General features: G+C 57.0%; 21 protein-coding genes. 5 read left to right on the top strand and 16 right to left on the bottom strand.

Annotated features, from left to right (window positions below):
- Positions 1-3: 3 nt before the first annotated feature.
- The 7 genes from ELY25_RS16215 to phnD all read right to left on the bottom strand — a co-directional run bounded on the left by ELY25_RS16215 (position 4) and on the right by phnD (position 8,064).
- Positions 4-2,115, bottom strand: a complete 2,112-nt coding sequence (locus ELY25_RS16215; RefSeq protein WP_126952299.1) for a methyl-accepting chemotaxis protein — start codon at positions 2,113-2,115, stop codon at positions 4-6.
- The gene (locus ELY25_RS16210; RefSeq protein ID WP_126952298.1) at positions 2,105-3,997 is read right to left on the bottom strand and encodes a methyl-accepting chemotaxis protein; all 1,893 of its coding nucleotides are present in this window, start codon (positions 3,995-3,997) and stop codon (positions 2,105-2,107) included. The genes ELY25_RS16215 and ELY25_RS16210 overlap by 11 nt, the downstream gene beginning before the upstream one ends.
- Before the next feature lie 120 nt (positions 3,998-4,117).
- Positions 4,118-4,549 carry a host attachment protein gene (locus tag ELY25_RS16205; protein ID WP_126952592.1) on the bottom strand — a complete coding sequence of 144 codons (432 nt, stop codon included), beginning with the start codon at positions 4,547-4,549 and terminating at the stop codon, positions 4,118-4,120.
- 65 nt (positions 4,550-4,614) lie between these two features.
- Positions 4,615-5,424: a phosphonate ABC transporter, permease protein PhnE gene (phnE, locus tag ELY25_RS16200; RefSeq protein WP_126952297.1), complete on the bottom strand. Its 810-nt coding sequence runs from the start codon at positions 5,422-5,424 to the stop codon at positions 4,615-4,617.
- Entirely contained in the window at positions 5,418-6,230 is an 813-nt protein-coding gene (gene phnE, locus ELY25_RS16195) for a phosphonate ABC transporter, permease protein PhnE (protein ID WP_126952296.1), read from the bottom strand. Before phnE (ELY25_RS16195) ends, phnE (ELY25_RS16200) begins: the two co-directional genes overlap by 7 nt.
- A complete protein-coding gene (phnC, locus tag ELY25_RS16190) occupies positions 6,217-7,014 on the bottom strand; it encodes a phosphonate ABC transporter ATP-binding protein (RefSeq protein WP_126952591.1) in 798 nt (265 codons plus the stop codon). The genes phnE (ELY25_RS16195) and phnC overlap by 14 nt, the downstream gene beginning before the upstream one ends.
- A 57-nt stretch (positions 7,015-7,071) precedes the next feature.
- Positions 7,072-8,064 carry a phosphate/phosphite/phosphonate ABC transporter substrate-binding protein gene (gene phnD, locus ELY25_RS16185; RefSeq protein ID WP_126952295.1) on the bottom strand — a complete coding sequence of 331 codons (993 nt, stop codon included), beginning with the start codon at positions 8,062-8,064 and terminating at the stop codon, positions 7,072-7,074.
- Between the two features lie 182 nt (positions 8,065-8,246).
- Here phnD and ELY25_RS16180 point away from each other — a divergent pair, with 182 nt between their 5' ends.
- A complete protein-coding gene (locus tag ELY25_RS16180; RefSeq protein ID WP_126952294.1) occupies positions 8,247-8,843 on the top strand; it encodes a histidine phosphatase family protein in 597 nt (198 codons plus the stop codon).
- Positions 8,844-8,858: 15 nt separating this feature from the next.
- On the opposite strand, the gene ELY25_RS16175 is transcribed toward ELY25_RS16180, so the two are convergent.
- The 7 genes from ELY25_RS16175 to hemE all read right to left on the bottom strand — a co-directional run bounded on the left by ELY25_RS16175 (position 8,859) and on the right by hemE (position 16,381).
- On the bottom strand, positions 8,859-9,587 hold the full coding sequence (locus ELY25_RS16175) for an amino acid ABC transporter ATP-binding protein (protein WP_087111260.1): 729 nt from the start codon (positions 9,585-9,587) through the stop codon (positions 8,859-8,861).
- Between the two features lie 97 nt (positions 9,588-9,684).
- Positions 9,685-10,785, bottom strand: a complete 1,101-nt coding sequence (locus ELY25_RS16170; RefSeq protein ID WP_126952293.1) for an amino acid ABC transporter permease — start codon at positions 10,783-10,785, stop codon at positions 9,685-9,687.
- 20 nt (positions 10,786-10,805) lie between these two features.
- Entirely contained in the window at positions 10,806-11,996 is a 1,191-nt protein-coding gene (locus ELY25_RS16165) for an amino acid ABC transporter permease (RefSeq protein WP_126952292.1), read from the bottom strand.
- An 84-nt stretch (positions 11,997-12,080) separates the two neighbouring features.
- Positions 12,081-13,100: an amino acid ABC transporter substrate-binding protein gene (locus ELY25_RS16160; protein ID WP_126952291.1), complete on the bottom strand. Its 1,020-nt coding sequence runs from the start codon at positions 13,098-13,100 to the stop codon at positions 12,081-12,083.
- Between the two features lie 224 nt (positions 13,101-13,324).
- Positions 13,325-14,335: an amino acid ABC transporter substrate-binding protein gene (locus ELY25_RS16155; RefSeq protein WP_126952290.1), complete on the bottom strand. Its 1,011-nt coding sequence runs from the start codon at positions 14,333-14,335 to the stop codon at positions 13,325-13,327.
- A gap of 73 nt (positions 14,336-14,408) precedes the next feature.
- Positions 14,409-15,269, bottom strand: coding sequence for a polyamine aminopropyltransferase (gene speE / locus ELY25_RS16150; protein ID WP_126952289.1), 861 nt, complete (start codon positions 15,267-15,269; stop codon positions 14,409-14,411).
- The gene (gene hemE / locus ELY25_RS16145; protein ID WP_126952288.1) at positions 15,269-16,381 is read right to left on the bottom strand and encodes a uroporphyrinogen decarboxylase; all 1,113 of its coding nucleotides are present in this window, start codon (positions 16,379-16,381) and stop codon (positions 15,269-15,271) included. The genes speE and hemE overlap by 1 nt, the downstream gene beginning before the upstream one ends.
- A gap of 287 nt (positions 16,382-16,668) precedes the next feature.
- Here hemE and ribA point away from each other — a divergent pair, with 287 nt between their 5' ends.
- The 4 genes from ribA to trhA all read left to right on the top strand — a co-directional run bounded on the left by ribA (position 16,669) and on the right by trhA (position 20,013).
- Positions 16,669-17,304: a GTP cyclohydrolase II gene (gene ribA / locus ELY25_RS16140; protein WP_126952287.1), complete on the top strand. Its 636-nt coding sequence runs from the start codon at positions 16,669-16,671 to the stop codon at positions 17,302-17,304.
- 126 nt (positions 17,305-17,430) lie between these two features.
- Positions 17,431-18,600: a zinc-dependent alcohol dehydrogenase gene (locus ELY25_RS16135; RefSeq protein WP_126952286.1), complete on the top strand. Its 1,170-nt coding sequence runs from the start codon at positions 17,431-17,433 to the stop codon at positions 18,598-18,600.
- A gap of 23 nt (positions 18,601-18,623) precedes the next feature.
- A complete protein-coding gene (locus ELY25_RS16130; protein ID WP_126952285.1) occupies positions 18,624-19,160 on the top strand; it encodes a hypothetical protein in 537 nt (178 codons plus the stop codon).
- Positions 19,161-19,341: 181 nt separating this feature from the next.
- Complete coding sequence (gene trhA, locus ELY25_RS16125) at positions 19,342-20,013, top strand: PAQR family membrane homeostasis protein TrhA (protein ID WP_126952284.1); 672 nt, start codon at positions 19,342-19,344, stop codon at positions 20,011-20,013.
- Positions 20,014-20,017: 4 nt separating this feature from the next.
- On the opposite strand, the gene ELY25_RS16120 is transcribed toward trhA, so the two are convergent.
- Positions 20,018-20,647 carry a glutathione S-transferase family protein gene (locus ELY25_RS16120; protein ID WP_126952283.1) on the bottom strand — a complete coding sequence of 210 codons (630 nt, stop codon included), beginning with the start codon at positions 20,645-20,647 and terminating at the stop codon, positions 20,018-20,020.
- 204 nt (positions 20,648-20,851) lie between these two features.
- Positions 20,852-21,613, bottom strand: coding sequence for a co-chaperone DjlA (gene djlA / locus ELY25_RS16115; protein ID WP_126952282.1), 762 nt, complete (start codon positions 21,611-21,613; stop codon positions 20,852-20,854).
- Between the last annotated feature and the right edge of the window lie 99 nt (positions 21,614-21,712).

The following is a 21,712-nucleotide window of genomic DNA, read 5'->3' as shown; positions in this document are numbered from 1 at the left end:
CATTTAGTAGCCCGAGGGAGCTGGGGAAGGCAACTGATGGCGGGATGACGCACTGTCCCCTTCAAGAGTGAAACCACCCACCAAGTCTGCCAGTCGCTCGGCCTGTTCCTTGAGCTGCTCGGCGGCGGTGGTGGACTCCTCTACCAGCGCGGCGTTCTGCTGAGTCATCTGATCAAGGTCGGTGACTGCGATGCTGACCTGGCCGATGCCGTCGCTCTGCTCATTGGCCGCTGTGCTGATATCGCCCAACATCTGGGTGACCCGCGTGACGCTTTCGGAAAGCTCATGCATCGCGGTTTCGGCATCATGTACCAGTTGGGTGCCGCTTTCCACCTGGCCTGCCGAAGCGTTGATGCGCTGGCGGATATCCGCCGCTGCTTCACTGCTGCGTCCTGCCAGCTTGCGGACTTCGTCTGCCACTACGGCAAAGCCGCGGCCATGTTCACCCGCGCGCGCGGCTTCCACTGAGGCGTTCAGGGCCAGCAGGTTGGTCTGGAAGGCGATGCTGTCGATCACGGTGACAATGGATTGGATCTCAAACGATGTAGCGCGAATATCGTCCATGGTCACCACCACCTGCTCAAACGCAGTGTTGGTACGCAAGGCAAGTTGTGATGCTGTCTGGGAAAGCCCGCTGGCTTCCTGCGACGCGCTGGTGGTATGACCCACCGTGCTGCTGATCTGCTCCATGGCCGAAGATGTTTGCTGCAGGCTGGCGGCAGCCTGCTCGGTGCGCCGTGAAAGGTCCTGGCCGCCTTGGGTGATTTCATTAGCAGCGTGGTGGACAGACTCACTGCTTGCGCGCACGTCGACCAGCACATCGTGAATCTTGATCGCAAAGGCATTGAACTGGATCGCAAGCTCGGCGCTTTCATTGCGTCCGCGCACCGGCAGTCGCTGGGTCAGATCACCGTCACCCGATGCTATATCGCGCATGCGCTCAGCCAGATTTCTCAACGGGCGGGAGATGCTGGTGCCAAGTAGCCAGCTGGCCAGCAAACCAAGGCCCGCAATAATCAGGCCCATGCCGAGCATGCCCAGCGTGGACGTTGTGCGCTGATCCTCCATCTGTTCCTGCAGGTTATTCAGGTCAGAAAACGCTACCTGTTCGGGCAGGCGCAGCATCAGGACCCACGGCTTCTCAAGATCGCCAATGGTGAATGGCCAGTAAAGCTCGAGCATCCCTTGCTCGGTGTCATGGTGACGAACGACTTCACCCTGCTGGGCCTCGGCAATGCGTGACTGCAAAGACGTATCCAGTACCTCGCCTACGGGCCTGCCGAGCGCTTCCTGCTGGCTGGTATGTGCTGTTAAAGTGCCGCCAGAGGCGATCAGAGCCATCTCACCCGCCCCTTCATAAAGCGACTGGCTAGCTTCGTTAAGCATGGACTGGATAAAATTGACCGAGAGATCGACTCCGGCCACACCCCGGAATTCGCCGTTGACGAGCACGGGTACACTGAACGAAGTGACCATTACTGTCTGGCCGTCAAAGTTGTAGGGTGCAGGGTCTACAATGCAGGTTGCCAGCGTATCACGGGGGCATAAATAGTACTCGCCCTGACGCACGCCGCTGGGCTGCAGGGTTTCGCTCTCCATATTCTCGTCGAGCGGGAGCACGACGACATTGTCGCTATCATCGCGATACCACAGGGGGCGAAAGCGGCCGTCTTTACCGTAGCCGAGCCCTTCACGGCCGGCAAAGATCTCATCACGACCGAAAGCATCAGGCTCCCAGGCTATATAGGTGCCCAGGAGTTTAGGATGGGCGATAGCGGTCTGGCGCACTATTTGGGAGAGTTCGCGACGGCTCAGGTTGAGTGAGGCTCGACCTGTCTCATCCAGATTGCCTAGCATGGCATTGGTTCGGGCCAGGTTCTCGCTCAGCGTCAGGGCATGCTCCATTTGCCCCTTGATACGCTCTGCCTGCTCGGCGGCAATGGCCGCCAGGCGCGACTCAATATTATGTTCAAGCAGCTCTTCCGTTTGGCTTTCCATTAGCGCTTGGGAGCGCGCGTTGGCAATCAGAGAGTAAATCACCAGCACAGCCACCACCAGCAGAATACAGCCCCCGACCAGTGTCGCGATCAACGTACGAACGGACTTAAAATGCATGGGTAAGATTCCTTGTTTGCTTGATAGCTGAACGAGATGGTAATGAGGCAGGAGGCTGGGCCGCAGGGGCGGCTGCGTGGGACAGGGTGAAATTGCTAATGGTGCCAGCGAGGTGATTAGCCTGCTCTTTCAACTGCTCGGCAGCGGTCGTCGACTCTTCCACCATGGCGGCGTTTTCCTGGGTCATGCGATCCAGTTCGGCTACTGCGATGTTGACCTGATTAATGCCATCGCTTTGTTCACGGGCGGCTGCATTGATCTCTTCAAGCACGCCAGTGACGCGGGTGATATGGATGACGATATCCTGCATGGTAGTGCCGGCATTGCGCACAAGTAAGGTGCCTTTATTGACCCTGCTCTGCGAGTCTTCGATCAGCTTTTGAATATCATTGGCGGCATCACTGCTGCGCCCGGCAAGCTTGCGCACTTCATCGGCGACTACTGCAAACCCACGACCGTGCTCGCCGGCGCGGGCGGCTTCCACCGAGGCGTTGAGCGCCAGCAGGTTGGTCTGGAAGGAAATGCTGTTCATCAGGGTGACAATTTCGCCAATTTTATCGGACGCGCGGGTGATGTCTTCCATGGTGGTCACCACATTCGCCACGACTCTTCCACCCTCGTTGGCCACTTCCGAAGCGGTCTGCGAAAGCTTATTGGCTTCCTGAGCCGAGGCCGCGGTGTGCTGGACGGTGCTGGTGATTTCCTCAATCGAGGCGGATGTTTGTTGCAGACTGGCGGCCGCGTTATCGGTACGCCGGGAAAGATCCTGCCCACCCATGGCGATTTCATTGGCCGCATGGTGTACAGATACACTGCTTGTGCGCACATCAATCAACACCGCTTCCATTTTTCCTACAAAGCGGTTGAAGGCACGAGCAATCTGGGTGACTTCGTCATTACCTTGTTCGGGCAGGCGCTGGGTTAGATCACCCTCGCCGGAGGCTATATTGTCCATGGCGTTACGCACGCCCAGCAGACGGCGGAGCAGCAGCGACAGCAGTAGGCCAAAGGCGAGGGCAGTCAAAAGCGCCACGATCACCAAGATAATGATAGAAGAGGTGGCAATCGCGCGCAGACCCGCCGTTGCTTCGTGCTCGTCCAAAGCGACAATCAGACGCCAACCATTTTCGCCGCCAATAGCGCGGCCTAGTAATAGCTTGTCGCTACCCTGGAGAGTTAGGGGGAGCGGCGTAGCAGCACTCGTCAATTGATTGATCAAGCCTGTCGTAAGCTGGTTGTTAATGGCTGAAACAGGGTTAAGTATCAAATCCGTATCGGGGTGGGCGACCAGTGTGCCGTCATAGGTAGTAAGAAAACCAAAGCTTGAGGGCGTCGGGGCAATGCTGGTGACGGTTTCGACAATATTGTTGATGGGAATATCAGCACCTACTACCGCCGTGAGCCTACCGTTGCGATAGAAAGGCCGGGCGAAAGTAACCACTAGCTCATGGGTTTGGGTATCCACATAAGGCTCAGTAATAATCGTATCCTGAGCGTTTACCGCTGCCTTATACCAAGGGCGTTCCCGCGAGTCATAGCCGCTTGGCGGTTCAAAACCATTGTCAAAGATAATCTCGCCTGCACCAGGGTAGCCAATATAAGTGGAAATAAACCCGCCCGAGGTGAGGAGCTGGCGAAGCGCTGGACCAGGGTCGTTACTGTTGGCTGCCGTTTCCATGCTTTCCAACATATTCAGCCGAGTGTTAAACCACTCGTTCAAGGCCTGGGTATTGCCGCTGACAACCGCTTTTAGGTTGTTGGCTATCTGTACATTGTTGTGATGTTTTACCGTTGCGTAACTGACAATGCCATTAATGACCAAGCCAAGAATTATGGCTGCCAGCGCGGCTAATAGGATGCGTATTCGGAGGGAGGAAAACATAGTCGCTCTCTGTGTCGATAAGCCGTCGTATACGCTGCCGTATACAGGATAGGGGTATTAGCTTATCGGCGAGAGCGACCTCTACTTTAGTTGAATTCTTGAACGCTATTGCTAAGACGCTCAGCGGAGTTCGCTGACGGCCTCCTGAATATCTTTCAGTGATGCCTTGCTGAGGTCTTTTGACAGCGTATGTGTCACCAGCTTCTGTGTCGGCGCGTCGAGTTTGTCACGCAGCAGGCCCAAGAACTTGGGTGGCGCGACCAGAATTAGCTTTTCCATGCTGTTATTGACGCGCGCGTTATACAGGCACTGGGTAACTTCTTTGGCAAACAGCTCATTTTCATGCTTTAACGCCGTGCCTCCTTCAGAGGATGAGCGTGATGACGATGACCTGGATTCATGCACATCCGCCCCTGAGCTGTCGGTGATCAGATCGCCTTCATGCATTCGCCCTTCAGCATGTACTAGGCTCTCTTTCTCAGCCAGATTTTGTGCATCACGCGTGAAGATACGTGCTCTAGCGGCATCCGCTACCACGATATAGGTTGTCATCATTAAACGTCCTCCATGTCGTTAGGGATGTATTAACCATGGCAAGCGTTTGGCATTCGGTCAACCTAGAGCACTTTACGCCGCAGGAGACTGGTTACCGCTTCGCCAATCAGCACCAGCAGGATAATGGCAAGCAGAATGGTCGCGACCGTTGGCCAGGCGAAGGTATCAATCGAGCCCTGCAGGATCACCCCGATACCGCCTGCGCCTACCAAACCCAGTACAGTGGATTCACGGATATTGATATCCCAGCGCAGGATCACAATGGCAAAAAATGCCGGCATCACCTGGGGCACAATGGCATAGGCAATCACCTTGGCCTTGGAGGCCCCCGTGGCTTCCATGGCCTCGACCGGGCGCCGGTCGATCTCCTCGATTGCCTCGCCCATCAGCTTGCCGATAAACCCGATCGAGCGAAACACGATGGCTAAAATGCCCGCTAACACGCCGGGGCCAAAAATGGCCACAAACAGTAGCGCCCAGATGATCGTATTCACTGAACGGCTGGAGACCAGGATAAACCGACCCAGCCACAGGCAGGCTCGGTTAGGCGTGGTGTTCTGGGCGGCGATATAGGCCACCGGCAGGGCCAGGAAGATGGTCAGAAAGGTGGCAAGCGTTGCAATGTGCACCGTTTCAATAAGGGCATTCACGATATTGCCAAGCCCGGCGGCGCTGGGTGGCCACATGCGCGCGCCCAAACCCGAGATCTGGTTGGGCGCATCCCATACCCAAGGCCAGAAGATATCGATATCGCGAACTGCCCATACCACCACCATCAGGGTGACGAGTAGCACGGCGTAGCGAATAAGGCGTTCCTTGGCGTTGTAGCGTTGCCAGACGTGGTCGGCGAGCTTTTGTGCGTGATCTACCATATTTTTTTCCTTACCCAGCCGCTTACCCCTTCACTAAGCAAGATAACGGCAATGATGACCAGCAGGATCGCAAAAGCGAAATCGTAATCGTAGCGCCCAAAGGCGTTCATCAGCGTACCGCCAATGCCGCCGGCGCCCACGATGCCCACCACGGCAGAAGCGCGCAGGTTGCTGTCCAGTTGGTACATGGAAAGCCCTACCTGGCGCGGTAGAATCTGTGGGAATACAGCGTAGAAGAGTGTGGCCAGATACCCGGCCCCGGCGGCGCGCATGGCTTCCACCTGCCCCCAGTCGATCTCCTCGATCTCTTCGGCCAGAAGCTTGCCCACAAAGCCGATGGAGTAGAGGGTGAGCGTGAGAATGCCTGCCAGCGGGCCAAACCCCACGGCGGCGACAAACAGAATCGCCACGATCACCGGGTGAAAGCTGCGCGAGATAATGATCACCGCGCGGCCAATCAGGTAGATCGGCATGGGCGCGATATTGCGAGCGGCCATCACGGCAAAGGGAATCGACAGGAATACGCCCAGAAGGGTCGCCAGTATGGCGATTTGAAAGCTCTCCTTGAAGCCCGTGATCAGCAGCTCGTAGCGCTCAAGGTTCGGCGGAAACCCACCGCTGAAAATACGCGCAGCCCGCGGGAGGCCTTCTGAAATACGCGCCCAGTTAAACGGCAGCGAGCCGAACGCCCAGATCAGATACGCCGCAGCCAGGATGAGAATGCCATATCGAATTAGTGGGTTGGCAATAAACGGCGGCTTTTTCCAGGTGCGCGGCGCTGAGGCTTGAGCATCAGGCCGGGTCATGAGCGCGCTCCTCTACGGGGGCGTTACTGGTGGCATCGTCGGGTGCTTCGATCCCCCCATAAATGGCGTCCAAGGCGTCTTTATTAAAATCGGCAGGTACGCCATCAAAGATCATCTTGCCATGCCGCAAACCCACAATGCGCTCGGTGTAGGTCTTAGCTTGAGAGACGTTATGAATATTGATCAGCACCGGTAGTGACAGCTCGCTTGCCAGGCTTTGCAGCAGCATCATGATCTGTTCCGAGGTGCGCGGATCAAGCGAAGCGGTAGGCTCATCGGCTAACAGTACTTCGGGCTCCTGCATCAGCGCTCGTACCACGCCCACCCGCTGGCGCTCTCCACCGGAAAGCTCATCGGCGCGCTTGTTGGCGTACTGGGCAATGCCCACACGCTCCATCAGAACAAAAGCGCGCTCAATATCGGCCTGGGGGTAGCGGCGGGTGATTGCCTGATAGAGATTCACGTACCCTAGGCGACCGGCCAACACGTTTTCCATAACGGTCAGACGGTCCAGCAGGTTGAACCCCTGAAACACCATGCCAATCTTGCGGCGGGCGCGGCGTAAATCGGCGCCTTTGAGATGCACAAGTTCGGTGCCGTTCAAGGTAATTGAGCCAGAGGTAGGTTCTACCAGGCGGTTGATACACCGCAGCATGGTACTTTTGCCTGCGCCGGAGGCGCCCACAATCGATACTACGCTGTTATCCTCAACCTTTAGATCAAGCCCTTCCAGCACGGCCTTATTACGGCCATAACGTTTGACCAGATTCTTGATTTCCAGCATGTTTTCGCTTCCATCGGCAGCCAGTAACCGCGCCACGCGAGCGTGGCGCAAGGCGTTTTACTCTTCCAGGTTTTCGGGCGTGTAGCGCACGCCATTGGCGGTCTGGATGGTGCGAATCACCTGCCAGTTATCCTTATAGTTAATGGGGATAAACTTCTCGACACCCTCAAACTCTTCGCCAAGCTCGGTGCCTTGAAAATCAAAACTGAAGAACGCCTCTTCGATTTTCTCGACGAGATCCGGGTGCAGGTTGTAGGCGTAGTTGTACGAGGTGGTGGGGAAGCGGTCGGACTCATAGATCAGGCGAACGTCCTCCGTATCGTAAAGCCCGCGCGCGGCCATGCGGTCAACCACTTCCGAGGCAACCGGAGCCGCGTCGTAGTCGCGGGCCACCACCCCCAGCATGGATTGATCATGGCTGCCTGAGTAGACGACTTCGTAATCCTCGTCAGGCGTTATGCCAAGCTCGGGCAGCAGTGCCCGAGGCGCCAGGTTGCCTGAGTTGGAGGTGGGCGACGTATGGGCAACCCGCTTGCCCTTCAGGTCGGCAAGTTCATGAATGTCAGAGTCAGCATGGGTAAAAAGCTGTAGGGTATAGCCAAACTGGCCGCTATCTGAACCCATCAACGCAAAGGGAACCGCACCTGCCAGGTTCACCGCAAACGGCGTAGGGCCGGTAGAAAAGCCGGCAATATGCAGGCGGCCGCTGCGCATGGCTTCAACCTGGGCCGCATTAGACTGAACGGCGAAGAAGCGCACGTTGCGGCCGGTCACCTCTGACAGGTGATCGATAAAGGGTTGCCAGATGTCGGAATAGATCGCCGGGTCTTCCACCGGGGTATAGGCAAAGATCAGCGTATCGGGATTTAGCCATTGCGCTTCATCGGCCGGGCGGTCCGCGACCATATCGCCATTTTCGTCGCAGTAAAGCGTATCCAGATCGCCGCGTTCGCATTCAGCGTAGGCCTGAGTGGAAAGCAGTGCAAGGGGCAGAAGCGCTGCTGCCGACAGTAGGGCAAGCGGACGCTTGCGAAACGTCATGGAAGTCATTGGGAAGCCTCATTTATAGATTATTTTTGTGGTCTTGCGATTATTCAGCAGGCTGAAGGTGTTCTTTTGTATACCTTCTGTCATGATCAAAAGACGTTAAGGGTTCGAAAGTGCACATTTAGCCGTCAAAATATTTATTTTTCGAAAATCGACACTCTCAATCTAGGGTTTGTTACAAAGTTATGTCAAACACTTTCCTTACCTCCTCCGACCATTGGCGCAATCGCTACCTGTTAATGCGTCATGGCCATAGCCAGGCGAATCAACAACGATTGGTCATCAGCAGTCCTGAGCGTGGCGTCGAGGCATTTGGGCTTTCCGCGATAGGCGAGCAGCAGCTGGTTAAAACAGTCGATGATTGGTCATGGCCCACGCCGACACGAGTGGTGCATTCGGATTTTTTACGCACCACGCAAACCGCTGCTCGCGTGGCCAATGCCTTTCAGCTGGCAATGACACCCGACAAGCGCTTGCGGGAGCGCTTTTTTGGCGAACTGGAGGGGCTGACCGACAAGCATTACCCGGATGTGTGGGCGCTAGATGCCCAAGATGCCGAACACAACCATTATCAGGTGGAGTCGGTAAGCACAGTGGCCACACGTATGCTGGCGGTGCTTGAGGATTTGGAACAGCAGAGTGAAGGCGAAACCATCCTGATCGTGAGTCACGGTGATCCGCTGCAGATACTGCTGACCGCGTTGAAAGGCAGGCCACTCAGCCAACATCGTGAGCAGCCCGCCTTGTTGCCCGCCAGTATTACCCGCGTGGGCGTGTCCTGACTTATACCGTGTGTTTTAGTGTCCCAGAATCTGGCTCAGGAACAACTGGGTGCGCTCGGATTGCGGGTTATTGAAGAACGGCTCGGGCGCGTTCTCTTCAATGATCTGCCCCTGGTCCATGAAAATCACCCTGTCGGCGACGGTCTTGGCAAAGCCCATCTCGTGAGTCACGCAGAGCATGGTCATGCCTTCCTCGGCAAGCTCGACCATGACATCCAGCACTTCCTTGATCATCTCCGGGTCGAGTGCTGAGGTAGGTTCATCAAACAGCATCACATCCGGGTGCATGCACAGCGAGCGGGCTATCGCCACACGCTGTTGCTGGCCACCGGAGAGCTGGCCGGGGTACTTTTTCGCCTGCTCGGCGATGCGTACGCGCTCCAGGTAACGCATGGCCTGCTCTTCGGCTTCCCGGCGCGGCTTTTTCTGCACCCACATGGGCGCGATACAACAGTTTTCCAGCACCGTCAGGTGGGGGAACAGGTTGAAGTGCTGAAACACCATGCCCACGCTGCGGCGGATCTGCTCGATGCGCTTCACGTCCTGGGTCAGCGGCACGCCGCCGACCACGATGTCACCCTGCTGGTGCTCTTCGAGATGGTTGATGCAGCGAATCAGCGTTGATTTACCCGAGCCTGACGGGCCGCAGATAACGATTCGCTCGCCGCGTTTTACTTCGAAATCAATATCGCGCAGTACGTGAAAGTCGCCGTACCACTTGTTGACGCCGCGCATCTCGACCATCAAGTCAGACGTACTTTTAGACATGCTGGTGCCAGAGAGGTTGGTGGCTGCTTGTGTCATGGTTAAATCCTTCGAATTCTTGTAGGAAAAAGCGACGTCAGCGCTTGTGGCCGGTGTTCAACTTGCGCTCCAGGTACTGGCTGTAGCGCGACATACTGAAACAGAATATCCAGAATACAAACGCGGCAAACACGTAGCCTTCCAGCGAAAAGCCCAGCCAGTTGGAGTCGGAAAGTGCGGCCTGCACGATCCCCAGCAGATCAAACAGCCCGATGATCATGACCAGCGTGGTGTCTTTAAACAATGAGATAAACGTATTGACGATGCCCGGAATCATCATCTTCAGCGCCTGGGGCAGAACGATCAGGCCCATGCGTTTCCAGTAGGTCATGCCCAGCGCGGCGGCGGCTTCCTCCTGGCCCTTGGGTATCGCTTGAAGCCCGCCACGAATCACCTCGGCCATGTACGCGCTCTGAAACAGCGTCAGGCCGATAAGCGCCCGCACCAATCGGTCCACGCTGATACCCGACGGCAGAAACAGCGGCAGCATGACCGAGGCCATGAACAGCACGGTAATCAGCGGTACGCCGCGCCAGAACTCGATGAAGATGACGCAGAAGCTCTTCACGATGGGCATGTTGGAGCGCCGCCCCAGCGCCAGCACAATGCCGATGGGCAGTGCGCCGATCATGCCCACTGATGCGAGCAGCAGGGTCAGCATCAAGCCGCCCCAGCGGTGGGTAGGCACGCGCGGCAGGTCAAAATAGCCACCGTGAAGCAGCACATACGCCACCACCGGAAAACCGACCAGGGCAAACACGGCTACCCAGCGCTTGAGCGGCAGGCGCGGAATGGCGAGCCAGGCTATTAGCGTGAAAAAACCGCCAAACACGATGTTGGCCCGCCAGATCTCCGAGCGCGGGTAAAGCCCGTAGATGAACTGCGTAAAGCGCGCGTTGACGAACACCCAGCAGGCACCTTCCCGAGAGCAGTCGGCTCTTGTCGTGCCTATCCAGTCGGCATTAATGAATGCCCACTGAATGGTCGGCACCACCAGCAGATAGAGAATATACAGCCCCACCAGGGTAAACAGCGTGTTGAGCGGACTGCTGAACAGGTTGGCGCGCAGCCACGCCATCGGCCCCAAGGTATTGCTGGGCGCCGGGCGCTGGTCGATCATCGTTTGATTATGAATCATAAAGCTATCCTCACCGGCGCCTAGCGCTCGACCAGCGCCACGCGGGCGTTGAACCAGTTCATGAACATGGAAACCAGCAGGCTGATGGTCAGATACACCGCCATGGTCATGGCGATAACCTCGATGGCCTGCCCCGTCTGGTTAAGCGTGGTGCCCGCAAACACGGATACCAGATCGGGGTAGCCAATCGCCGTGGCAAGCGAGGAGTTCTTGATCAGGTTCAGGTACTGGCTGGTCAGGGGCGGAATAATCACCCGCAGCGCCTGAGGAATCACCACCAGGCGCAGCACTAGGTTGCGCGGCAGGCTGAGCGCCTGGGCGGCTTCGGTCTGGCCGTGGGAAATGGCTTGAATGCCAGAGCGCACAATCTCGGCAATGAACGCAGCGGTATAGATGGAAAGCGCCAGCCACAGAGCCAGAAATTCCGGAATCACGGTAAAGCCGCCGCGGAAGTTGAACCCGCGAAGCTCAGGAATATCCCAGGTGATCGGTACGCCGGTGGCTACTGTCACCAAAAGCGGCAAGCCCAGAATCAGTGCAAGCGATATCCAGCCAGCGGGGATACGCTTGCCGGTTGCTTCATGGCGGCGCTTGTTCCAGACCATCAGCGCAATACTTGCGATGATTGCCACGATAAACGCGGCGGGAATCAGCCCAAAGCCTGATTCAAAGAGCGGCTCGGGCAGATACAGACCGCGAACGTTAAGGAAAATCACTTCGCCAAAAGCCATGCTGTCCCGGGCGCTTGGCAGGGTGCGCAGCACGGCAAAGTACCAGAAGAAAATCTGTAACAGTAACGGAATATTGCGGAAGGTTTCGATATAGGCCGTGGCTAGGCGCGCCAGCAGCCAATTGGGCGATAGGCGGGCAATACCCACGATAAAACCAACCAGCGTCGCCGCGATGACCCCTAACCCGCCAACCAGCAGCGTATTCATTAAGCCCACCACGAACGTGCGCCCGTAGGTGTCCTGAGAGGAGTAATCGATCAGACTTTGTACGATACCAAAGCCTGCGGTGTTATTTAAAAAGCCGAAGCCGGTGGTTATCCCCCGGGCAGATAGGTTGTCCTGAACGTTGCCAATGATATAAAACAGGAAGACGGCAACAGCCGCCGTTAGAAGAAGCTGAAAAACAAGCGCGCGTTTAGCGCGATCTCGCCAAAACGGTGGCTTGTGGCCAGCGGGGCGAGTGTTGGGTCTTACGGACATGGGTGGCGTCTCCGCTACACGGAAGGTCAGTCAGATGGCCCGTCGCGCTTTTGATAGCGCGACGGGCCGGGTCAAACGAGACGCTTAGCGAATCGGCGGGGCGTACTGGAAGCCACCCTGGTTCCACAGGGCGTTGGCACCGCGTTCAATCTCAAGGGGTGAGTCCATGCCGACGTTGCGCTCAAAGCTTTCGGCGTAGTTACCTACCTGACTGATGATGTTGTAAGCCCAGTCAGCTTCAAGCCCCATGCCTTCGCCGTAGTTGCCGTCTTGGCCAAGCAGGCGAGCGATGTCGGGGTTTTCGGAGCTGGTCATGTCGTCAACGTTTTCGCTGGTCACGCCGTACTCTTCAGCATTGAGCATGGCAAACAGCGACCACTTCACAATGTTGAACCAGGTGTCGTCGCCTTGACGCACTACCGGGCCTAGCGGCTCCTTGGAAATGATATCGGGAAGAATTACCGCACCGCTTGGATCATCGAGCTGGATGCGCAGAGCTGCCAGTTGAGAGGTATCCGAGGTCAATACGTCACAGCGGCCGGACTGGAAGCCGCCCACGGTCTGTTCGGAAGTATCGAAGACGATGGGATCGAATTCCATGTCGTTGGCGCGGAAGTAATCGGCCACGTTAAGTTCGGTGGTGGTGCCACTCTGGATACAGATCGCCGCACCGTCCAGCTCGTCAGCGCCGCTGATGCCCAGATCGTTGCTGACCATGAAGCCGATACCGTCGTAGAAGTTGACGCCGGCAAAGTTAAGTCCGAGCGTGGTATCGCGGGTGGTGGTCCAGGTGGTGTTACGTGACAGCACATCGACTTCGCCAGACTGCAGGGCGGTGAAGCGCTCAACGGCATTGAGGGAAATGTAGTTTACAGCGTCGGCATCACCCAACACGGCAGCAGCCACTGCACGGCAAACGTCTACATCCAGACCTTGCCAGTTGCCATCACCATCGGGGGCCGAGAAGCCCGGCAGGCCGTCGCTGACGCCACACTGTACGGCACCGCGCTGAATGGTGTCTTCAAGCGTGGCGGCATTAGCGGCGCCGGTCAGTGTAATCGCACCTGCAGAGGCTAGTAGTACCCAGTGTTTCTTGTTCAACATGGTAATTCCCTTCCTCGATTAATATTGTTATGCATGCAAAGGCATGACACATAAAGCTAGCAAGGAAGATGCCAACATGGGTACAGCGCCATATTCAGCGCTTTTCAACGCTAAGTAGCTCGGTTCCTACGAAAGTTTAGGTGCAAAAAAATAGAAACGGTTACCGCACGCCCTGTTTTGGTGCGGCAACCGCAGGCTGATGGAAGATTGGCTCTTTAAAGCGTCTAGCGAATGGGTGGGGCATACTGAATGCCGCCATCGCGCCATAAAGCGTTCAAGCCGCGGGCAATCTTGAAGTTGGAGTCCGCGCCCACGTTGCGGTCAAACATTTCGGCGTAGTTGCCCACCTGCTTGATGATCTGATAGGCCCAATCGGCGTTTAAACCCATGCCTTCGCCGAAGTTGCCGTCCTGGCCCAGTAGGCGGGCAATATCCGGGTTGTCGGAATCTGCGTGTTCATCGATATTACTGCTCGAAACGTCTAGCTCTTCAGCATTAAGCATGGCAAACAGTGACCATTTAACGATGTTGAACCACTGATCATCGCCCTGGCGAACGGCGGGCCCCAGCGGCTCCTTGGAGATAATCTCGGGCAGCACCACTGCCATATTGGGGTCGGCCAGCTGCATGCGCTGGGCATACAGCTGAGAGGCGTCGGAGCTTAGAACATCGCAACGCCCGGCTTCAAAACCGGCAATCGACTGCTCGGGGGAGTCAAACACTACCGCGTCATAACTCATATCATGAATACGAAAATAGTCGGAAAGATTCAGCTCGCTGGTCGTGCCCGATTGGGTGCAGACCGCTGCGCCATCCAGTTCTTCAGCACTTTGCACGCCTAGGTCGCTTGCCACCATGAAGGTCTGGCCATCGTAATAGCTCACTCCGGTAAAGTGCATGCCTTGAGTGGTATCGCGGCTGGAGGTCCAGGTAGTCGTGCGCGAGAGCACGTCCACTTCGCCGGACTGTAGGGCTGTGAAGCGCTCAACCGAATCGAGCGGCACGAAATCAACCTTGCTGGCATCGCCAAGGGCAGCCGCTGCAATCGCGCGGCAAACATCGGTATCCAGGCCGCGATACGTATCGTTATCATCCAATGAGGAGAAGCCCGGCTGCGCGGCATTTACCCCACAGCGCACGCTGTCGCGGGATTGAACGGTTTCCAGTGTGGTGCCCATGGCAACGGCCGGGGCCAGGGCGCATGCGCCAACGCTTATCCATTTAAGGGTTTTCATTGTTGGTTCCTTAACGTGGTGACACAAAAAAGGCCGAGCAATGCCCGGCCTTTATCGCTTGCTGGCACGCTATTCAGCCAAACGCTTTACGCATGAACGGCGGGAGTGCCAGGGCGCCCCGGTGGGCATCCACTGTGTAGTACTGTAGCGGCATTTCGTGGCTTCCGGCAGCCTCTTCGCGGAAGGTTTCCACGTTGGTGCCTTTACCGGCCAGCGTCACGCTCCACCAGCCGGAAGGATACACCGGCTGGGGGAAGGGCAGCGTGGCGACACTATCAAAACCGGCTTCACGCATATCGTGACGCAGCTCGCGAATGATCGAGCCGCTGTGATAAAGCGGCGACTCGCTCTGCTGCACCATCACGCCATCGGCTTTCAGAATGCGGTGGCAGCGCTTCAGAAAGTCGGTCTTGAACAGCCCTTCAGCAGGCCCCACCGGGTCGGTGGAATCGATGATCAGTACGTCGATGCTTTCATCGGCCGCGTCATCCACCCACTTGACACCATCGGCGAACAGCAGCTCGGCACGCGGGTCGTCGTTGGCTTCCACCAGCGCCGGGAAAAAACGCTCGGAGGCCTTGGTGACTTCCTCATCGATATCGATCTGGGTGACTTTCTCGACGCCTGGGTGACGCAAGACTTCTTTTAGCGTGCCGCAGTCACCGCCGCCAATAATCACCACGCGCTTGGGCGCTGGGTGAGTAAACAGCGCCGGGTGGGCAATCATTTCGTGGTAGAGGAAGTTGTCGCGGTCGGTGAGCATCACGCAGCCGTCCAGCACCATCAGGTTGCCGTAGGTCTCGGTGGCGTACACTTCCAGGTGCTGGTATTCGCTCTGCACATCTAAAAGCTTTTCAGAGATCTTCAGCGAGAAGGCGCTGCCGTGGCTATCAAAGACTTCGGTAAACCACTGGTCGTCGCGTAATTCGCTCATCAATTGGCTCCTGAGGAAGAGGGGGTAGAGTGGGTTGGAATATCCCGATGATATTGGGGGCTTAGCTCGTGCAGCGCCTCCATGAAGGCGGTGACGTTGTCCGGGTTGGTAAACTGGCTGATGCCGTGGCCGAGGTTGAATACGTGACCCGGGCCGTGGCCGTAGCTCTCCAGCACGCGGGCGACTTCAGCACGAATCGCCGAGGGGCGGGCAAACAGCACGTTGGGGTCGAGATTGCCCTGCAGCGCAACCTTGTGGCCTACGCGGGCGCGGGCACTGGAGAGTTCGGTCGACCAGTCGATGCCGAGTGCGTCAGCACCGGCGCAGGCAATATGTTCAAGCCACTGGCCGCCATTTTTGGTGAACAGAATCACCGGCACACGGCGTCCGTCATGCTCGCGAATCAGCCCGGAAACAATCTGTTCCATATAGCGTAGCGAGAACTCCAGGTATGCGGGGGTAGACAACGCACCGCCCCAGGTATCGAAAATCTGCACCGCCTGGGCGCCCGCGCGAATCTGAGCGTTCAAGTAATCGGTCACCGACTGCGCCAGGGTATCCAGCAGCTGGTGCATGGTATCCGGCGTGTCGTAGAGCATGGTTTTTAAGTGGCGGAAGTCCTTGCTCGAGCCGCCCTCCACCATGTAGGTCGCCAGCGTCCAGGGGCTACCAGAGAAGCCGATCAGCGGCATGCGCCCATTCAGCTCACGGCGGATAGTGGACACCGCGCGCATCACGTAGTCCAGGTCACGCTCGGCGTCCGGCACGCTGAGTGCCGCCACTTCCTCAGCGGTACGCACGGTCTTGCGAAACTTGGGGCCTTCGCCGGTTTCGAAATAGAGCCCGAGCCCCATGGCGTCAGGAATCGTCAGGATATCCGAAAACAAAATGGCGGCGTCTAACGGATAACGCTCAAGCGGCTGTAGGGTAACCTCACAGGCCAGGTCGTGGTTGCGGCACAGGTCCATGAAACTGCCCGCATCAGCGCGGCTGGCGCGATACTCGGGCAGGTAGCGGCCGGCCTGGCGCATCATCCATACCGGCGTGCGATCTACGGGCTGGCGTGCCAGGGCGCGGAGAAAACGATCGTTTTGCAAAGGTGTGGAGGTCATAAACACGTACCCTTAAGGAATTTGCCCGCATCGTAATGGGAGTCGTATGTAGGTAATTGTACTTGAAAATGTGCGTAGGTATGCCCTTTAGGTGCACATGAAACCGATACAAGAGGATAGCGTGCCAGGAAGTTGGCATCATGGTGTAAATCGATCCAACCCCACTATTTTTCTCACCGATCAAGACGCATGGCCGCCGTGAGCTCATGGCTACTTCCTGATAAACTATCCGCCCATTTGCCAACACTGTTGTGGTTAACTGGTTTGGTTAATCAGCGAGGTAACCTGTGACCATTCGCTTCATTGCTGCTTCCCGGCTGCCCACTCCTTGGGCCACTTTCACCATGCATGGTTTCGAAGATGAAGCCACGGGCAAGGACCATATCGCCTTGACCTTGGGTGATGTCAGCACTTCTGATCCGGTACTGGGGCGCGTACATTCAGAGTGTTTGACCGGCGATGCGCTGTTTTCCATGCGCTGCGATTGCGGCTACCAGCTGCAGGAAGCGCTCAAGCGTATTGCCGAAGAGGGGCGCGGCGTACTGCTTTACCTGCGCCAAGAAGGACGGGGTATCGGCCTGTTGAACAAGATCCGCGCCTATCATCTGCAAGACCAGGGCGCAGACACCGTCGAAGCCAACGAGCAGCTAGGCTTTGGCGCCGATATGCGCCGCTATGACCTGTGCGTGCCCATGCTCAATCATCTGGGTATTACCGCCCTTAAACTGATGACCAATAACCCGCGTAAGGTGGATGCGCTTACCCGAGATGGCGTCAATGTGGTTGAACGGCTACCCATCACCACGGGCCTTAATCCGCATAACGAACAGTACTTGGCCACCAAGGCGGGCAAGCTTGGCCATATGATGGCGCTGGGTGATTTTACCCAGGCAAGTGATGTGGATATAGAACGAAAAGGCTGAAAATCACGTTTTAGTGCGCCTAAAACCCCGAAAAATTGCTTTTTCTTAAACTTTTTTGCCCAGCGTCTGAGCTATGGTGATACATGGCAGGACGCTAACCCAAGGCAATAAGAAGGAGAAGCGACGATGAAAGCACTTTGTTGGCACGGTAAGAACGACGTTCGCTATGACACGGTTCCCGACCCCGAAATAGAACACCCTCGCGATGCGATTATCAACGTAAGCAGCTGCGCCATCTGCGGTTCCGACATGCACCTTTACGACCACTTTATCCCCGGTATGGAGTGCGGCGATGTGCTCGGCCATGAATTCATGGGCGAAGTCATGGAAGTGGGCAGCGCGACCAAGGATCTTAAAGTAGGCGACCGGGTGGTGGTGCCGTTCACTATCTCCTGCGGTGAATGCGAGCAGTGCCAGCGGGGCAACTTCTCGGTCTGTGAGCGCTCCAACCGCAACAAGTCCCTGGCGGATAAAGCTTTTGGCCACGCTGGCGCGGGGCTATTTGGCTACTCCCATCTCACCGGCGGCTATGCAGGCGGCCAGGCAGAATTTGTTCGCGTCCCCTTTGCCGATACCACGCATATCAAGGTGCCTGATACGCTCACCGATGAGCAGGTGCTGTTTTTAGGAGATATTTTTCCCACCGGCTGGCAGGCAGCGGTGCAGTGCGACATCAAGCCCACCGATACGGTAGCCATCTGGGGGGCGGGGCCGGTCGGCCAGTTCTGCATCCGCAGCGCCGTGCTGCTGGGTGCCAAGCAGGTCATCGTGATCGATAACGTCCCCGAGCGCCTCTCCATGGCACAGGCGGGCGGGGCGATCACGATCAACTTCGATCACGAAAGCGTACTTGGGCGGCTACAGGAATTGACCCACGGCAAGGGCCCGGAAAAGTGCATCGACGCCGTCGGCCTTGAAGCCCACACCACGCGTTCGCTGGATTCTGCCTACGACCGGGTGAAGCAGGCGATGATGCTGGTGACCGACCGCGCTCACGTGCTGCGTGAAATGATCTACGTGTGCCGACCCGCTGGCGTGCTGTCCATTCCCGGCGTTTACGGCGGCCTGGTCGACAAGATTCCCATGGGTGCGCTGATGAACAAGGGCCTGACCGTGCGTACCGGCCAGACTCACGTCAAACGCTGGACCGATGATCTGCTACAGCGGATCGATGAGGGCCAGATCGATCCTTCGTTCGTCATTACCCACTCCGTAGGCCTGGATCAGGGGCCTGAAATGTATAACACCTTCCGCGAGAAGCAGGATGGTTGCGTCAAGGTCATTCTCAAGCCTTGAACGATCCACACATGGAGGTAGATATGCATCACCACAACACCCCATCAACGGACATGACCCGCTCACTCAGCACTGCCGATAGAGTGGCCCGTGGGCTTGGATGGTTAAGCCTGGGTCTGGGTCTTTATAAGCTTTTAGCGCCCCGTAAGTTAGGCGAACAGTTGGGGATGCCAGGTCATGAGAACAAGATGCGCGCCTGCGGCGCCCGGGAAATGATCAGCGGTATTGGCGCGCTTACCGATAATCCCACTCCAGCAATCTGGAGCCGAGTAGGCGGCGATGTCATTGATCTTGCCGCGTTGACTTACGCGTTACAGGACAGGCATAACCCCAAGCGAAAGAACCTATATCTTGCGTTAACGGCGGTAAGTGTGATCACGGCGATAGACGTTTGCTGCGCCCAGAAGTTGTCCAAACGTCATGCTTATCAATCCGGTGTCACACCGGATTACAGCCACCGCAGCGGCTTTCCCCAGGGGCTTGAAAGTGCCCGCGGCGCAGCGCGTAGTTTTGAAGTGCCAAGCGATATGCAGGATGCGCTGCCCAATCCGCCGATTTGAGGCAAGCGTGTCGTTGTTTTAAGCACAGTGTTTAATCACAACGGCCACTGTTTTCATGACCCCGCAAAGCCCAGACGCTAAACCAATGGCGTCTGGGTTTTGTCATATTCGAGAGGTAGAGTGAAGCCTGGTGATTGGCACTAACCGTTCAATGACAGCAGCTATCAGAATGGATCAGGGCATGAACAACGCATACGATGTTGAACCCGAAGAATTCAGCGCTTTAGAAGAGCGCCTGCACAGCATCAGCCACGGGGTAGGCGCGTTACTTAGTATTGTTGGGGTCACGGTGCTACTGGTGATGGCGAGTATCGCCGCTCAAGTAGACCCTTGGAAACTGGTGAGCCTTGGGTTGTACGGTTTGACGCTGGTGTTGCTGTATACCGCCTCTACCCTTTATCACGGTATCCCGCATCGACTCTGGAAGCAGCGCTTTCAGCTACTGGATCACTGCGCGATCTATCTTCTTATTGCGGGTACTTACACGCCGTTTTTGCTTGTGAATATGCGTGGCCCTACCGGTTGGACGCTGTTTGCCGCCGTGTGGTCACTCGCGCTGGTCGGGATTACCTGCAAACTGCTGTGGCCGCAGCGCTTCGCGATCTTAAGAGTGGTGGTTTATCTGCTGATGGGCTGGATGATTGTGTTGGCAACCGAAGAAATGACCGCCAACCTTTCAGTAACCGGTATTACCTTGTTAGCGGCGGGCGGTATGTTCTACACGCTGGGCGTGATTTTCTACGCAGTGCGGGCGATCCCGTACAACCATGCCATCTGGCACCTGTTTGTGGTGGCGGGCAGCGTATGCCACTACTTTGCGGTAGTGGCAGCCGTACTGCCGTATTCGACTTGAAGCGCTAAATATCTGATTCAGCCGCTTGCTTTTCACGCGCCACCGCTTTTGCCAAGGCCGAACGCTGGGCATGACGTTTTTGATAAGCCACTAGCGGCTCAGGCAGGCGGTGTTTCATGCTGATGGCCCAGGAAAGCGTGTGGGTGAGAAATATATCCGCCAGCGTGAAAGTGTTGCCTACCAAGGTTTCCTGGCCTTGATAGCGGCGCTCTAACGCACCCAATGCACGCTGAAACTCCCACGTAGCCGTCGGTACGATAGTGGGCACGCGCTTGTCTTCAGGCAGCGCAAATTTATGCTTGGCGTGGGTCCACAGCGGCTGCTCGATTTCGGTGACGATAAAGCTTAACCACTGATCGACCTGAGCACGCTCGGCGGCATTAGTGGGTAGCAGGTTGCTCTCGCCATACTGTTCGGCCAGGTAGCGGCAAATGGCGGATGACTCAAACAGGATGAGCTCACCGTCTTCCAGCACCGGTACTTTGCCATCCGGATGGCGCGCCAAATGTTCCGGGGTCTGGCCTTCACCTTTATCCAGCGCGACATGGCGGCAATCGTAGTCTAGGCCCAGCTCTTCAAGCGTCCAGGCGGTGCGCAATGAGCGAGAGTGGGGAAAGCTGTATAGCGTAATCATGGCGTGCTCCTAACAGGGTGCCAACCTGAGCTGGCGAAAAGAAGACGCCTTCAATCTAGTGGCCCAGTGCCAGGATGTCGATATTGGCAAGATTATTGGCACGGCCGCTGAGGGGCCGCGCGCTCGGCGCCGCCGAACGTATGCTGAAGCGCTATGTAAAAGCGCTCCAGCATCTGTTAAACGGCCAATGCTTGTAAACGGCTTTTAGCTGTCGCGCGCCTTGCGGATTCGCTCGTAGGCATTGCCGATTTCGCTGGTGCGCGCCTGGGCCACTTCACGCATGCTTTCGGGAAGACCCTTGCCCGCCAGCTTGTCCGGGTGGTTCTGGCTCATCAGGCGGCGGTAGGCTTTCTTGATCTCGGCGTCGCTGGCCTCCTCAGAAACGCCCAGCACGCGGTAGGCGTCTTTAAGGGCTTCTTCACTCGCCCCTTGGGAGTTGGCGGCTGCACCATGCAGCATGGCTTCGATTTGCTGTACTTCCGCCTCGCTACAGCCGATGCCACGTGCTACCCGCAGGATCATTGTATGCTCTTCAGGATGCAGTACACCGTCCGCCGCGATGGCTGTGAGCTGGACCTGTAAAAATACCTGGCGCATGACCGGCTGGTGCTGAGTCAGGCGGCCAACGCTTGCAAGCTCGGCATCAAGATCAAAGTCATCAGCACGGCCCCGCTCAAAAGCAGCGCGTGCCTTGGCGCGCTGCTCCCCTTGAAGGTGCATCTGGTCAAACAGCTTTTCGGCAACGCTCAGCTCGCCCTCGGTCACCTTGCCATCCGCCTGGCACAGGCAGCCCATCACCGAGAAAATCGACTCCAGAAAGCCTTCCTGAAGGCGCATGCGCGCCTCCCTCAAGCGCTTGCCGAGGCGCCGCCCCAGCCACCAGCCCAATGCGCCGCCAATGAGCAAACCAACGGGGCCGCCTGTGGCAAGACCAATGAGGGCAAAAAATACAATCAGAAGTAACATGGCTCTCTCTAGCGTCAGAAGTCAGGGGGGCGGCAGCCGGGCGGCGAGCGCATTTAAGCGTTACCGCTTGACCAAGCGGTGCTTTTCACCGAACGTAAG

Source organism: Vreelandella populi, assembly GCF_003989825.1.
Classification (GTDB): Bacteria; Pseudomonadota; Gammaproteobacteria; order Pseudomonadales; family Halomonadaceae; genus Vreelandella; species Vreelandella populi.
This window is presented reverse-complemented; position numbering and strand designations above follow the sequence as displayed.